General features: G+C 58.7%; 10 protein-coding genes and 4 tRNA genes. 4 read left to right on the top strand and 10 right to left on the bottom strand.

Annotation, left to right across the window (positions count from 1 at the left end; all coding sequences use genetic code 11):
* Positions 1-43: 43 nt before the first annotated feature.
* The 5 genes from GIR22_RS10090 to GIR22_RS10070 all read right to left on the bottom strand — a co-directional run bounded on the left by GIR22_RS10090 (position 44) and on the right by GIR22_RS10070 (position 8,402).
* Positions 44-1,627: a BCCT family transporter gene (locus GIR22_RS10090; RefSeq protein ID WP_154743191.1), complete on the bottom strand. Its 1,584-nt coding sequence runs from the start codon at positions 1,625-1,627 to the stop codon at positions 44-46.
* 308 nt (positions 1,628-1,935) lie between these two features.
* Positions 1,936-4,305, bottom strand: coding sequence for a TonB-dependent siderophore receptor (locus tag GIR22_RS10085; protein ID WP_178122180.1), 2,370 nt, complete (start codon positions 4,303-4,305; stop codon positions 1,936-1,938).
* Between the two features lie 485 nt (positions 4,306-4,790).
* Positions 4,791-5,816, bottom strand: coding sequence for a histone deacetylase family protein (locus tag GIR22_RS10080; RefSeq protein ID WP_154743190.1), 1,026 nt, complete (start codon positions 5,814-5,816; stop codon positions 4,791-4,793).
* A 17-nt stretch (positions 5,817-5,833) separates the two neighbouring features.
* Positions 5,834-7,060, bottom strand: a complete 1,227-nt coding sequence (locus tag GIR22_RS10075) for a Zn-dependent hydrolase (protein ID WP_154743189.1) — start codon at positions 7,058-7,060, stop codon at positions 5,834-5,836.
* A 28-nt stretch (positions 7,061-7,088) separates the two neighbouring features.
* Entirely contained in the window at positions 7,089-8,402 is a 1,314-nt protein-coding gene (locus tag GIR22_RS10070) for an MFS transporter (RefSeq protein WP_154743188.1), read from the bottom strand.
* Positions 8,403-8,560: 158 nt separating this feature from the next.
* On the opposite strand from GIR22_RS10070, the gene GIR22_RS10065 reads away from it, so the two are divergent.
* The gene (locus tag GIR22_RS10065) at positions 8,561-9,493 is read left to right on the top strand and encodes a LysR family transcriptional regulator (protein ID WP_154743187.1); all 933 of its coding nucleotides are present in this window, start codon (positions 8,561-8,563) and stop codon (positions 9,491-9,493) included.
* A gap of 364 nt (positions 9,494-9,857) precedes the next feature.
* Here GIR22_RS10065 and GIR22_RS10060 read toward each other — a convergent pair.
* From GIR22_RS10060 to GIR22_RS10045, 4 genes are all read right to left on the bottom strand, one after another.
* Positions 9,858-9,934 (bottom strand) — tRNA-Asp (locus GIR22_RS10060).
* Between the two features lie 18 nt (positions 9,935-9,952).
* A tRNA-Val gene (locus GIR22_RS10055) sits at positions 9,953-10,028 on the bottom strand.
* Between the two features lie 179 nt (positions 10,029-10,207).
* Positions 10,208-10,284 (bottom strand) — tRNA-Asp (locus GIR22_RS10050).
* 19 nt (positions 10,285-10,303) lie between these two features.
* A tRNA-Val gene (locus GIR22_RS10045) sits at positions 10,304-10,379 on the bottom strand.
* 160 nt (positions 10,380-10,539) lie between these two features.
* Between GIR22_RS10045 and rdgC the strand changes: the two genes are divergently transcribed.
* From rdgC to sugE, 3 genes are all read left to right on the top strand, one after another.
* Positions 10,540-11,460, top strand: a complete 921-nt coding sequence (rdgC, locus tag GIR22_RS10040) for a recombination-associated protein RdgC (protein ID WP_154743186.1) — start codon at positions 10,540-10,542, stop codon at positions 11,458-11,460.
* A 143-nt stretch (positions 11,461-11,603) separates the two neighbouring features.
* Positions 11,604-12,566 (top strand): bile acid:sodium symporter family protein, encoded by a 963-nt coding sequence (locus tag GIR22_RS10035; protein ID WP_154743185.1) that lies wholly within the window; start codon positions 11,604-11,606, stop codon positions 12,564-12,566.
* A 112-nt stretch (positions 12,567-12,678) separates the two neighbouring features.
* On the top strand, positions 12,679-12,993 hold the full coding sequence (sugE, locus tag GIR22_RS10030) for a quaternary ammonium compound efflux SMR transporter SugE (protein ID WP_154743184.1): 315 nt from the start codon (positions 12,679-12,681) through the stop codon (positions 12,991-12,993).
* 94 nt (positions 12,994-13,087) lie between these two features.
* Here sugE and GIR22_RS10025 read toward each other — a convergent pair whose 3' ends face one another.
* Entirely contained in the window at positions 13,088-14,962 is a 1,875-nt protein-coding gene (locus tag GIR22_RS10025; RefSeq protein WP_154743183.1) for an MFS transporter, read from the bottom strand.
* Between the last annotated feature and the right edge of the window lie 63 nt (positions 14,963-15,025).

Raw genomic sequence — 15,025 nt, 5'->3', positions numbered from 1 at the left:
CCCCGCGCTCCAGTAAGCGCGCAAGGAAACACACAGAAGTCAGTCAGCGGGCGAAATCCGCCACAGGGCTAGCCCCACGCAGGCCAGGCTCAGCCGGCGCCGGGGCGGCTTTCATCTCCAGCAGTGCGGGGTTCTTGAGCCAGTAGATCAATGAGGTACTGGCCAACAACACCAGGATCATCCCCGGTAAACCGCCAAGGTTGGAAAGCATCTTCACCCCGTCGATGCCGACAAAGGCCACCATGACCCAGGACACGCTACCGATGATCACGCCCCAGACAATCTTCAGCAGCGGATTACCGTCCAGGTCCGAATCGGCGGTGACACCTTTGCTGCACAGGTTGGCAATCACATCGGTGCTGGAGTCGGCAGCGGTGACGAATGAGATAAACGCGACGAACAACAGGAACGCGATCATCACGCCGCTGGCCGGCAACTGCTGGAACATCTGGTACAACACATGCTCCACGCCCTGCTCGTTGAGCACGCGATTCAAGCTGCCATCACCCAGGGCATCGAAATACAGGCTGCTGCCGGAAAAAATACAGATCCATAGCGCGGTGAACAGCGCCGGGTACAACATATTGATGTGGATAAACTCGCGCACCGTGTAACCCCGGCCGATCTTGCCAAGGAACAATGCGCTGACCGGTGCCCAGGCGAACCACACCGACCAGTAGAACACTGTCCAGCTTTGCGGCCAGCTGTCACCACTGGCCGCGCCGGTAAACAGGCTGCGGCTGAAGAAGGTGTCCAGGTAAACGCCCAGCGACTCCACCCCCAGGCCGAACATGTACAGGGTCGGCCCAAACAGCAGCACGAACGCCCCCAGGGCCAGCATGATCACGGTGTTGAACGACGACAACAGGACAATGCCGCGTTGCAGGCCACTGGCTGCCGAAGCGACGAAGGTGAAGACGATTACCGCAATGATCAGCGCCAGGCGCAGTGGCGTGGTTTCACCGCCGATGTACTGGCTCAGGCCGCCGGACAGCGTCAGCGCCCCCGTGCCCAGGGACGAAGCCATGCCCGCCACCAGGGCAAACATTGCCAGTGTGTCGATCAGCCCGGCGTAGCGCTTAACCCGCTCGGCTCCCAGCAAGGGTTGCAACATGGCGCCAATGGAAAAGTTGCTGCGCAGGTTGTAGAACACCAACGCAAACACCAGGGATGGCACCAGGTAAATCGCATACGGGGTGAGCGTCCAGTGCAGGAACATGGTCGACAACGCAAAGCTCTTGGCCGCCGCGCTGCCCGCCTCGATTGGCAGGCTGGTGGGTGGCGAATACAGATGGTAGAGCGGCTCGGCCGTGGTCCAGAACAACACCCCTACCGCCAGGGTGGTACACAGGGCAACCATGAACCAGCGCCATTTGCTCAGCAGAGGCTTGGCGCCTTCACCCCCGATACGCACCTTGCCCAAGGGCGAAAAGTAGACAATCGCGGTCAGTACTACCATGGCAAAGGAGCCGGCGCTGAACAGCCAGGAGAAGTTTTCCAGGATGATCGTATTGAGCTGTTTGCTCACCGCAAGGAATGCATTCAGGTCGACGTAGCTGGCCACGACCGCTGCCAGCAAAATCAGAAAGGTTGGCCAGAAGACCAAAGGACGCAATGGATATTTCATGTCGTGCGATTCCCCGGACACATTATTTTTATTTGCCTTCACAGGCCATTGTTAGAGGACGAGCACCGCGCCTCCTGCTGATGTGCGCTCGCCTTGAAGTCTTCGTGTGGGTATAGATAACCGTTTATGCAACATTCGGTGCAATCGACCAATGGGCATGGGGGTATTCCGCCACGTCATGACGCACCACGCGGGGGTCAGGCTGGTAGCGAAGCGCACAGTTACGCAGCGATGAAGGCCGAAAAAAACACAAAAAAACCCCGATCAGTGATCGGGGCCTGGGGTTATCACGCCTGCGCGGTGGTCTATCAGAGCGACCATTTCAGCGAAAACATCAGGTTGCGCGGGTCGCCGTAAGTACCGCTGCCGCTGGCGGTAGGAATGCCCTGCCAATATTTCTCATCAAATACGTTGTTCAGGTTGACCCGGGCATCCCAATGCTCGTTAAGGCGATAGCCGGCCATCAGGCCGACAACGGCGTATGAGTCCTGCTCGGAATGCCCGTTACCAACCCGGCCGTAGGTTGAGCTTTGCGCCAGGACGTCTGCGCCGATACGCATTTTTTCCAGGTTGCCGGTCAGGTTGTAAGTCGTCGCGGCCTTGAACAGGTGCTTGGGTTGGCTGGGCGCGAACAGGTTGCCTTTTTCATAGGTCTTGTCCTTGACGTATTGGCTCAGCAACAGGGTATAGGCAGCAGAGGCTTGCCAGTTTGGCGTAAGGGCACCGCTGATTTCAGTGTCGATACCACGGCTGCGCACCTCGCCTGCTGCTTCGTAGCAGGTGCGATTTGCGTTAAGGCAACTGGCCGGTTGATCAGGGATCGCATAAGCGCGATTTTGCTGGGTCATGTCGAACAGTGCTACCGAGGCATTCAGGCCACCGTCGAAATATTCACCCTTGAGGCCGATTTCATAACTTTCACCAGTCATCGGTGCCAGTACCGAACCACCGACATCCTGTTCGGTTTGCGGCTTGAAGATTTCGGTGTAGCTGGCGTACACCGAATAGGTGTCGTTCAGGTCATAAATGACGCCCGCATACGGCGTGACTTCCTGGGTGACCTTGTAATCGCCTGCGCCCGAACGATTGTCGTAGTCGTACCAGCTTACCCGGGAGCCGAGGATCACATGCAGCGGATCAATCGGGTTAAAGCGCGCGGCGGCGTAGATGCCCTCCTCCGTCGCCGTGTTCATGCTCTGGTAGGGTTGGCGGTCGCCCAGGGAAGGCTTGCCAATCAGGCCTGGATCAAAGTTGTGAATATCCACGGGCGTATTGGTGTTCCAATAACCGCCTTTCTGATCGAACTTCTCCTGGCGGCGGCTCGCGCCAACGGTCAGCTCATGCTCGCGCCCGAACAACTGGAACGGGCCGGAGAGCGAACCATCGAGGTTGGTCTGCACATCCTTAGTGTCGTACTGCCCGGAATTCTGGACGAATCCACCGCCATCGGCGGCGCTCAAATAGCTGGAGAAGGTGTTGGACTGCGCCCAGACTTTCGCCATTGCCAGCTTGGAGGTCCAGCCGTTGTCGAAACGGGTGGTAAGGTCGGTGAACACGCTGACGTTATCCCGGTCCCAGTAGGCCCAGTCGTTGCTCAGAAATGACGAGCGCTTGAGGTGCAGGTTTTCGCCATTGGGCCCGGCCGGCAGGCTACCCCAGTCGGAGGTGGCATCGTCGCGCTGCTTGGAGGCGCCGATGGTCCAGGTGGTGGAATCGCTGAGGTCGGCTTCTAGAATCCCGTAGAACGTCTGGCGTTGTTTATCGCGGACATCGATGTAGCTCTTGTTGTCTTCATAGGCGGCCACTATGCGACCACGCAGCGTACCCGACTCATTGAGTTTGTTGGAGGCATCGAACTGAGTGCGGTAGCGGTCCCAACTACCGGCACTGGTGGTAATGCTTACCTGAGGCGTTGCAGTGGGACGCTTGCGTATCAGGTTCAGGGTCGCCGACGGGCTGCCGGCGCCGGTCATCAGGCCGGTGGCACCGCGCACCACCTCCACGCGGTCATACATGGCCAGGTCAGCACCGGAAATAGTGTCTAGGGTAAAGCTGCTGAGGCTGGTGGGCAGGCCGTCGTACATCAGGTTGTCGATGCTGAAGCCACGGGCGAGGAATTGTTGGCGGTCGCCACCAAACTTGCGCAGGGTGATGCCCGGTGCGTACTTGACCACGTCATTGAGGTCGTTCATGCCCTGATCGTCCATGCGCTGGCGGGTAATCACGCTCACCGATTGCGGCGTTTCGCGGATCGACAACGGCAGCTTAGTGGCAGTGCTCATGGAACCGGTGGTGTAGGAGCCACTGCCTTCGGTGGTGGCGCTGCCGGCAATGCCACCTTCGGCGCTGACGTTGACGTTACCGAGAGTCAATGAACCTGCGCTGGCCTGGAAAACCTGCGCGAAATTACCATCCACCGTGGCAGTGAGGCCGCTGCCCGCCAGCAACTGATTCAGCGCCTGCCCCGGCTCAACGTTGCCTCGCAGTGCCGGTGCCTGTTTACCGGCGACCGACTGAGCATCGAAGTTCACCTGTATGCCACTGGCCTGGCCGAGTTGCGCCAGGGAGGTCGACAAGGATTGAGCTGGCAGATTCAAACTGACCGGGGCAGCCAGGGCTGTAGCGCAAAAGCCAAGGGCCATGGCACCGGTCAAACCGGGCATAAAGGAACGAAGCATCTCAGAGATCCTGCAGAGGGGAATGGCGGTGTGCCGACTTTGCAGACAACTCCCGAGATGGGCGCTCGACCTGTGGCAAAGGGCAACGTTGAGGCAGGATACTAGAGAGTTATTCGCGTTTGTAAATAGCAACCAATATCAAATGTTATTTTTTTTCATATAAGAACGGATGTGTTTCGCAGCCAATTTCAGCACACGACCCGGCGCTCAAAACACCGATCGTCACCGCGCGAACCGCGAATATCACCTTGGTGAAATCCTCAGTGGCTCAGCCGATCTGTACATCGGCGGCGCTTTCAGCCAGCTCACCACTTGCCGGGACTTCTACAGCCATAAAAAAACGCCCCCGATCATTACCAATGATCGGGGGCGTTTTTTTATGGCTGCAGGTTTTGGCAAATCCCTGGAGCAAGCTTGTCTGCCGACGGCGCCGAGCTTGTTCACTACAACGCGGGAAGCGTTCACTCAAAGTCGGTGCTTGACCTTTAGAGCTGCCACGCGCCAGCCTCCTGAAAAAACGCACGCGCATTATCCTCAAGACTCTCCAGGTGATACCCGCCCTCCTGCACGATCAGGCACGGCAAGCCAAGGCTACGAATACGCTCTCCCAATCTGACGAAACCTTCGCGGGTTACCGCCACCTTGCTTTGCGGGTCCAGCTCATAAATATCGAAGCCCAGAGACAGCACCAGCACCTGTGCGTCGAAATCCTTCACCGCCACCAACGCCAGTTCTAGTTGTCCCAGGAAGTCCTCCTCACTGGCACCGTGGGCCATCGGCAGGTTGAGATTGAAACCTTCCCCCACACCGGTACCGTGCTCGTCGGCAAACCCGGCCACTCCCGGATAGAAGTTGGTCGGATCGCCATGGATCGAGACATACAGCACATCATCGCGGTCGTAGAAGATTTCCTGAATACCCTGACCGTGATGCATATCGGTATCCAGCACCGCGACCCGGCCAAACCTGCTGCGCAGCAACTGGGCAGCGATCGCCGCGTTGTTCAGGTAGCAAAAGCCACCCGCCGCTTCGGCGCGCGCATGGTGCCCTGGTGGCCTGCACAAGGCGTAGGCTGCCGACTCGCCATCGAGCAACGCCTGGGCACCGGCAATTGCGCTTTGCGCCGACCAATAGGCCGAACGCCAGGTCAGCTCACCCACCGGGCAACTGCCATCGGCCAGGTAACGCGCAGCTTGGGAGAGAATCCCGCGTAGCGCATTGGGTTCGCGGACGAAGATGTTCGACATCACCTCATCGCCCCAGTCTTCGGGGACTTCCTTCCAGCGCTCATGGGCCTCCCGGAGAAATTCCAGATAAGCCGCACCATGCACCGCCAGTAAAGGTTGCATGCCAGCATCCGCAGGTTGCACGACCTCAAAGCCAAGAGCATGCGCCGCCTGTACCAGCCGCTGCGCGCGCTCGGGGACTTCCTGTGGTGTGCGCATCTGGCCGCGAGAGTAGTAACTGCGCGGATGATGGAGCAACTGTTCGGGGTGGAAAAAACTGCGCATCAGTGTCTCCTTATTAATTACGCCTGACCGGCGCGAGCCAGTACCGCATTGAGCAACACGTCAGTGCCCTGACGCACATCTTCGGGCAGCACGTCTTCGGCTTCGTTATGGCTCAAGCCGCCGATGCAGGGAATGAATACCATGGCCGTCGGGCAGAACCGCGCCAGGTGAATCGCATCATGCCCGGCACCGCTGACAATCGTTTGCTGGGCGTAGCCCAGACCGTCCACTGCCCACTGCACTGCCGCCACGCATTCGGTATCGAACGGCGTCGCCGGACTGATCCAGTGCGGGCTGATGGTCACCTTCAAGCCACGGCCCCCGGCGATGGCCTGCAAGTGTTCACGAACCTGCTGCTCCATGGCTGCGATGGCTTCATCCCGGTGATGACGTAAATCCACTGTGAAGTTCACCAAGCCTGGAATGGTATTGCGCGAGGACTTGGCAATGCTCAGTTCGCCGACCGTGGTCAGCCCTTCGGGGACGAAATCAGTAGCCAGTGCTTCCACTGCCTGAATCATCTGCGCGGCACCGTAGAGGGCATCCTGGCGCAACGGCATAGGTGTAGTGCCGGCGTGGGCGGCCATGCCCTCGACCCGTACGTCGAGCCAGCGAATTGCCTGGCCACCGCTGACCACGCCGATGCTCTTGGCGTTGTCTTCAAGGATTGGGCCCTGTTCGATGTGGGCTTCAAAATAAGCATCCACTGCCCCGCCCAATCGCCGCTCACCCACGGAACCGATGCGTTGCAGCGCCTCGGCAACACTGATGCCATCTATGTCACGCACGGCCAGTGCTGTATCCAGATCCATGATGCCGGTGAACACCGCCGAACCGAACATTGCCGGAGTGAAACGCGCACCTTCTTCGTTGGTCCAGACCGCCACCTCCAGCGGCTTGCGGGTCTTGATGTCGAGGTCATTGAGGCGGCGTACCACTTCCAGTCCCGCGAGCACGCCGTACACGCCGTCGAAACGCCCACCTTCGGGCTGGGTGTCAAGGTGACTGCCCATCATCACTGGGGCGGCATCCGGATCGGTCCCGGCACGTCGGGCGAACAGGTTGCCGATCGGGTCCACGCTTAAGCTCATCCCGGCTTCGCGACACCACTGGGCAAACAATTCGCGCCCGGCTTTATCTTCTTCGCTCAGGGCCAGACGGCAACTACCACCGCGCACCGTTGCGCCGATTTCAGCCATGGCCATCAAGCTGGCCCACAGACGTTCGCCGTTGATTTTTAACATGAGTACTTCTCCAAAACTGAGGCGACGCTCAAGTACCTTGGGCCATTTCCAGACGTTGGGCCGTGGCATGCCGACGGGCCAGACTCAATACGCAGACCAGCGATACCGCAGCGATCAGGGTGTAGAACAGCGCCATCGGCCACCATTGACCGGCAAATCTATGGGCCAGCAAGGTGCCGATCAGCGGCGTCAGGCCACCGGCAACTGCACCGCAGACCTGATATGCAAGGGAAATCGCGGTATAGCGCACGCGGGTCTCGAACATGCCACTGACGTAACCGGCAATCACCGCGTAGAACGAGGCCATGCACACCACCGCCAGGGCGATGCCAAGAATGATCAGCGGCGCCTGCCCCGAACTGACCAGCACGAACATCGGGTAAGGCGAAGCCATTGCCAGAATTGCCATGGCACAGAGGAAACGCGTCGCGCCGACTTTCTCGGCGATCCAGGCCGCCAGCGGCTGGATGCAGAACTGAATGATCGCCACCACAAACAGGCACTCAAGAATCAGCGAGCGTGACAATGCCAGTTGCTGGGTGGTGTAGGCGATCATGAAGGTATTGGTGAAATACACCCCGGCGATCCCCAGGGTGTTGGCGCCGATGCACAATAATAGCGGGCGCCAGGCGGTTTGCAGGACTTCCATCACCGGCGCCTGCTCTTTGCGTTTGGATTTGCTGGCGCGCTCGCGGCTGGCGAGAAACTCCGGCGACTCGTTGACCCCCAGGCGAATCGCCAGGCCCACTAGCAGCAACAGCGAACTGGCGAGGAACGGCAAACGCCAGCCCCAGTTCATCAGGTCTTCTTCGGGCAAACGGGTGACCGCACTGAACGCCAGCAACGACAGGATCAAACCGGCCGGGCTACCCAGTTGGGCGAAGGAGGCAAAGAAATTTCGACGGCCCTTGGGCGCATGCTCGCCGGCCATCAACACAGCCCCGCCCCATTCACCACCGACTGCAATGCCTTGGACGATCCGTAGCAGAATCAGCAGCACCGGAGCCGCCGCGCCGATCTGCGCGTAGGTCGGCAACAGGCCGATGCAGACGGTGACCACGCCCATCATCAGCAGGGTAATGATCAGTGATTTTTTGCGGCCGATCCGGTCGCCGATATGGCCGAAAATAATCCCGCCCAGTGGGCGAGCGAAGAAGCCGACGGCGAAGGTCCCGAAGGCGGCCATGGTGCTGAACAATTTATCGTCGGAAGGGAAGAACAACGCACCGAACACCAGCGCGGCGGCCGTGGCGTAGATGTAAAAGTCGTACCACTCGATCATGGTGCCGATAAATGCAGCGGCCGCAGCCCGGCGAGGCTGGGGCGAAGCGGAAGGCTTCATGGGTCAGGCTCCTTTGGTTATTTTTTTGGCAGGAGAGAACAGCTCGTGGCGCTCTGATGGCGCCTGGATGGAAGTTATTTATCGGCCCGGCTAGATAATTAGTCAAATTTCTATTTATTATGCTAATTATTAACCATGCTTATTATCAGAGCTTCGTTATGTCCGACCACGATGTCCACCGCCTGCTCAATGACCGCCTGGACTGGAATCTGCTGCGCACCTTCCGGGTGATCGGCCAGGAGTTGAGCATCAGCCGCGCCGCTGCCCGCTTGCACCTGACTCAGCCCGCCGTCAGCCAGGCGCTGAAACGGCTGGAACAGCAATTGGGCCGGCAATTGATTGCCCGCCGTGGACCGCGCTTCGCCTTGACCGAAATCGGTGAGCAGATCTTCGCCCTCGCCGGGGAAATCTATGGGCAAATGTCCCAGGTCAGCAGTGTGCTCGAACAGTCCGCCGACGAAGTCATTGGCAAGGTGCGACTGTTGATCATCAGCCGGATTTTTTCCGAGCGCTTCGATGATTTCCTCGCCAACTTTCATCGCCAGCATCCACGGGTCGATCTGGAAGTAGAGGTCATGCGCAGCTCGGACATCGTCAGCGCTCTGCTGGAAAAAACCGCAACCCTGGGCCTGAGTCTCAACCGCCGTCCGCAATCACGCCTGGAACAACGTCTGTTCCTGCGTCAGCGCTATGTGTTTTTCTGCGGCAAGCACCACGCCCTGTTTGGTCGGGACAACGTGGCCGAAGGCGACTTGCAGAAAGAGAATTTCGTCAGTTTCACCAGCGACCAGATCGGCGGCATGCTCTCGCCACTGACCATTTTCCGTGACCAGCAAGGTTTCAGCGGGCGCATCGTCGCATCGTCATCGAGCCTGGAGGAAGTCCGGCGACTGGTGATCGCCGGATTCGGTATCGGCTGCCTGCCCGAGCATGTAGTGGCCGCTGACGTCGAGGCTGGTTTGCTCTGGCGCCTGCCGCCCCACGAAGGCATCGCCGATGTGGATATTCACCTGCTGTGGAACCGTGAGCAGCGCATGAGTCGCGCTGAAGCGATCTTCCTTGAAAACTTGCAGCAGTGCCTGACCCCGTGAAGTGAATCACCCCTGGTTTCGTAGACACCGCCATGCCTTAAAATGAGGTCAATTGGGCGGTACCCAGTGTCAACACCGAATTCGTTATTGAATTTCGCTTTCAGACGCCTGGGTTGGGTCAGAATAGCCTCGGCACCTGGGTCAAAATGCAGTGGCGGTAACAAATACAACCCTGCGGTAGACGAACCAATACAAAAATTGATGCGCAAGAAGTCGTAAAAGGCTGTGCCAGCGGTGTACTTAAATGTGTACTTAAACCGTGGCTGGAGATGGGTTCCAGTAGAATCCAGAAACGAAAAAAGCGGCTCAAGGCCGCTATTTTCGTGGCTTCCAGGCGCTCAGTGGGCCTTAGTGGAAGCAAATATGGCGCAGCGGACGGGACTCGAACCCGCGACCCCCGGCGTGACAGGCCGGTATTCTAACCGACTGAACTACCGCTGCGCGTAGCATTGGACGTAATGGTGGGTGATGACGGGATCGAACCGCCGACCCTCTGCTTGTAAGGCAGATGCTCTCCCAGCTGAGCTAATCACCCTTTACGTTCGGTGCGGGTCGCATCATATACCAAAAAATTGTAATGTGTTGATTTAAATGCAATTTATTTAAAAAATTTCATCGAACGATTATTTGTCATTCCCCAGACAGCAAAAAGCCCGCGATTAAGCGGGCTTTCTGTGTGGTGACCTGGCGTTCAGCGTTCCAGGTTACCGAATATGGCGCAGCGGACGGGACTCGAACCCGCGACCCCCGGCGTGACAGGCCGGTATTCTAACCGACTGAACTACCGCTGCGCTTAACACTGAATGCGAATGGTGGGTGATGACGGGATCGAACCGCCGACCCTCTGCTTGTAAGGCAGATGCTCTCCCAGCTGAGCTAATCACCCTTCACGTTCGGTGTGGCGCGCATTCTACGGAGCGTCCCATGCTCTGGCAAGCACTTTCTTAAATATTTTTTTCAGGCCTTCCAATGGGTTAGGCGGGGTTGGCCTATGGCGCTACGAGGAGAATAATGCCCCCCTTTGTATTAAAGGAGAGACTCACCCCATGTGGTTCAAAAACCTGCTTATCTATCGCCTGACCCAAGATCTGCCTGTTGATGCCGAGGCGTTGGAAACTGCACTGGCCACCAAACTGGCGCGCCCTTGTGCAAGCCAGGAGTTGACCACTTACGGTTTCGTCGCCCCGTTCGGCAAAGGCGAAGACGCACCGCTGGTACACGTCAGCGGTGACTTCCTGCTGATCGCCGCCCGCAAGGAAGAACGTATCCTGCCGGGTAGTGTGGTGCGTGACGCGCTGAAGGAAAAAGTCGACGAGATCGAAGCCGAGCAAATGCGCAAGGTCTACAAAAAGGAACGGGACCAGATCAAGGATGAAATTATCCAGGCGTTCCTGCCCCGGGCCTTTATTCGTCGCTCGTCGACTTTCGCCGCCATCGCGCCGAAACAAGGCCTGATCCTGGTCAACTCGGCCAGCCCCAAGCGTGCCGAAGACCTGCTCTCTACCCTGCGTGAAGTGATCGGCACCCTGCCGGTGCGTCCGCTGACGGTGAAAATGGCCCCGACCGCCACCATGACCGACTGGGTCACCACGCAAAAGCCGGCTGATGACTTCTTTGTCCTCGACGAATGCGAACTGCGCGACACCCATGAAGACGGTGGTATCGTGCGCTGCAAGCGCCAGGATCTGACCGGCGAAGAAATCCAGCTGCACCTGAGCACCGGCAAAGTGGTCACCCAACTGTCCCTGGCCTGGCAGGACAAGTTGTCCTTCGTGCTGGACGACAAGATGGTGGTCAAGCGCCTGAAGTTCGAAGACCTGTTGCAGGATCAAGCGGAACAGGATGGCGGCGACGAGGCCCTGGGCCAGCAGGACGCCAGCTTTACCCTGATGATGTTGACCTTTGGCGACTTCCTGCCGGCGCTGGTTGAGGCTCTGGGTGGCGAAGAGACGCCGCAAGGGATCTAACTGCTTTACTGCAGGAGCGAGCTTGCTCGCGATGGACGTTAACGATAATGCGCCCTGTCTGGTTGGCGCGGTGTTCTTGAGTCCTTCGCGAGCAAGCTCGCTCCTACAGAGGCATCCGCACTTTCTAATAACAAGGACACCCCATGCGCGCACTCGCCGCCTTGAGCCGCTTCGTCGGCAATACCTTCGCTTACTGGGTACTGCTTTTTGCCGTACTCGCATTCCTGCAACCGAGCTGGTTCATTGGCCTGAAAAGCGCCATCGTCCCCCTGCTGGGCCTGGTGATGTTCGGTATGGGGCTGACCCTCAAACTTGATGATTTTGCCGAGGTCGCTCGCCATCCATGGCGCGTCGCCTTGGGTGTGGCCGCACAATTTGTGATCATGCCTAGCGTGGCCTGGTTGCTGTGCCAGGCCTTCCATCTGCCGCCGGAAATTGCCGTCGGCGTGATTCTGGTGGGCTGCTGCCCAAGCGGCACCTCCTCCAACGTAATGACCTGGCTGGCTCGTGGCGACCTGGCATTGTCAGTGGCCATCTCCTCCATCACCACCCTCATCGCCCCGCTGCTGACCCCGGCACTGATCTGGATGCTGGCTTCAGCCTGGTTGCCGGTTTCGTTCATGGAGTTGTTCTGGTCGATCCTGCAAATGGTGCTGGTGCCCATCGTACTCGGCGTGGCTGCGCAACGACTGCTGGGGGACCGGGTGCGTCATGCGGTGGAGGTATTGCCGCTGGTGTCGGTGGTGTGCATCGTGGCCATCGTCGCCGCCGTGGTTGCCGCGAGCCAGGCGAAGATTGCCGAATCAGGCCTGCTGATCATGGCGGTGGTGATGCTGCACAACAGCTTCGGTTACTTGCTGGGTTACTTCACCGGCCGCCTGTTCAAACTGCCGTTGGCGCAACGCAAGTCGTTGGCGCTGGAAGTGGGCATGCAGAACTCGGGGTTGGGTGCGGCGCTGGCCAGCGCGCATTTCTCGCCGCTGGCGGCGGTGCCGAGCGCGCTGTTCAGCGTATGGCACAATATTTCCGGGGCATTGCTGTCGACGTATTTCCGTAAAATGAGCGAGAAAGACGATCGTGAACTGCTGGAACAACGAGCCGATTGAGTGTTGATCGCACCGGCAGTTTTCGGCACTCTACGAACCTACGCGGGGACGACCTTGCGGCTCAATCGAGTGTTCAATCCGGGGACGACCCCATCTATCGATGGAGACCATCATGTCCTGGATCATTCTGTTTTTTGCCGGCCTGTTTGAAGTTGGCTGGGCCGTCGGCCTGAAATACACCGACGGTTTCAGCAAGCCCTTGCCAACGGCCCTGACGATTGCCGCTATGGCCATCAGCCTGGGCCTGCTGGGGCTGGCGATGAAAGAGTTGCCCCTGGGCACTGCCTATGCCATCTGGACCGGTGTCGGAGCGGTAGGCACGGTGATCGCCGGGATTATCCTGTTCGGAGAATCCATGGCGCTGTTCAGGCTGGCCAGTGTGGCGTTGATTATTGCCGGGCTGGTGGGGCTCAAGATCAGCGCGTAGCCACTGACCATGAACGAAGGCTGCGATGCGGTTCATGGGGGCCGTTCGCTCGATCGCCCCCTGGGACCATCGCAGCCTCGTACCTCGGCAGAGGCTACAAAACACGCCCCCGCAATTCCCCCACCAATCCCTGCAGCGCTTGCGGTGTCGCCGCCTCAACAGCCACCGGTTGCCCCGCTACCAAGGTCACCCGCGACCAGATTCGATGCAAGAACCCTTTGTTCGGATCGCGGCTGAAGAAACTCCCCCACAACCCCTGCAACGCCATCGGGATCACCGGCACCGGCGTCTCTTCAAGGATGCGCGTCAGCCCGCCCCTGAACTCATTCATCTCACCGTCGGCGGTCAATTTACCTTCCGGGAAGATGCACACCAGCTCACCCTCTTTCAGGTACTGGGCAATTCGCGTGAAGGCCTTTTCGTAGATCTGGATGTCCTCGTGGCGCCCGGCAATCGGAATCGCCCCGGCGGTACGAAATATAAAGTTGAGCACTGGCAAACGGTAGATCTTGTAGTACATGACAAAGCGAATCGGCCGACGCACCGCCCCTCCAATCAACAGTGCATCAACAAACGATACGTGGTTGCACACCAGCAACGCCGCGCCTTCATCTGGAATCAGTTCCAGGTTACGGTGCTCGACACGGTACATGGAATGGCTCAGCAGCCAGATCATGAAGCGCATGCTGAACTCGGGGACGATATTGAAGATGTAGGTGTTGACCGCGATGTTGAGCAGCGACACCACTAGGAACAATTCGGGAATCGACAGCTTGGCTACGCTAAGCAGCAGGATCGAGACAATCGCCGACACCACCATAAACAGCGCATTCAAAATGTTGTTGGCCGCAATCACCCGCGCCCGCTCGTTTTCGGCGGTACGCGATTGAATCAGCGCATACAGCGGCACGATATAGAAGCCACCAAACACCCCAAGCCCCAGGATATCGATCAACACCCACCACGCCTGCCCATAGCCGAGTACCGCGAGCCAGTCATTGGCCTGGACGTTCTGCGGGAAGCCGCCAGAATGCCACCACAACAGCAGGCCAAACACCGTCAGACCGAACGAGCCAAAGGGCACCAGGCCGATTTCCACCTTACGCCCGGACAGTTTTTCGCAGAGCATTGAGCCCATGGCGATCCCTACCGAAAACACGGTAAGGATCAACGTCACCACGGTTTCATCACCGTACAGCCACTCCTGGGCGTAGGCCGGGATTTGTGTCAGGTAAATCGCACCAACAAACCAGAACCAGGAGTTACCGACAATCGAGCGGGACACTGCCGGTGTTTGCCCCAGGCCCAGGCGTAGGGTGGCCCAGGACTGACTGAAGATATTCCAGTTCAAGCGCATCTCGGGGCTCGCAGCCGCCGCACGGGGAATGCCGCGACTGGCCAGGTAACCGAGCACCGCCACGCCAACGATAGCCGTGGATACCACTGGCGCATAGTGCGTGGAAGACATCATGACCCCGGCGCCGATGGTCCCGGCGAGAATGGCCAGGAACGTGCCCATCTCCACCAGGCCGTTGCCGCCCACCAGTTCGTCTTCATGCAAGGCCTGGGGCATGATCGAGTACTTCACCGGGCCAAACAGCGCCGAGTGGGTGCCCATGGCGAACAGCGCCAACAGCATCAATTCCAGGTGGCTGAACATGAAGCCGACGGCCCCTACTGCCATGATCACGATCTCACCGATCTTGATCATCCGGATCAACGCGTCCTTGTTGAATTTCTCGCCAAATTGTCCGGCCAGGGCCGAGAATAGAAAGAACGGCAAGATGAACAGCAAAGCGCAGAGGTTGACCCAGATTGAACGGTCACCCTCGATGGCCAGCTTGTAGAGAATCGCCAGGATCAGCGACTGCTTGAAGATATTGTCGTTGAACGCCCCAAGGGACTGGGTGATGAAAAACGGCAGGAAACGCCGTTTGCGCAGCAAAGTGAATTGCGAGGGGTGACTCATCGTCCGTGTTCCTGCGTGGCCTGAAGGCTGTTATAGGTCTAACGCTGAATTTCAGGCCACGAC

Origin of the sequence: Pseudomonas karstica (assembly GCF_009707515.1) — a bacterium.
Lineage (GTDB): Bacteria > Pseudomonadota > Gammaproteobacteria > Pseudomonadales > Pseudomonadaceae > Aquipseudomonas > Aquipseudomonas karstica.
This window is presented reverse-complemented; position numbering and strand designations above follow the sequence as displayed.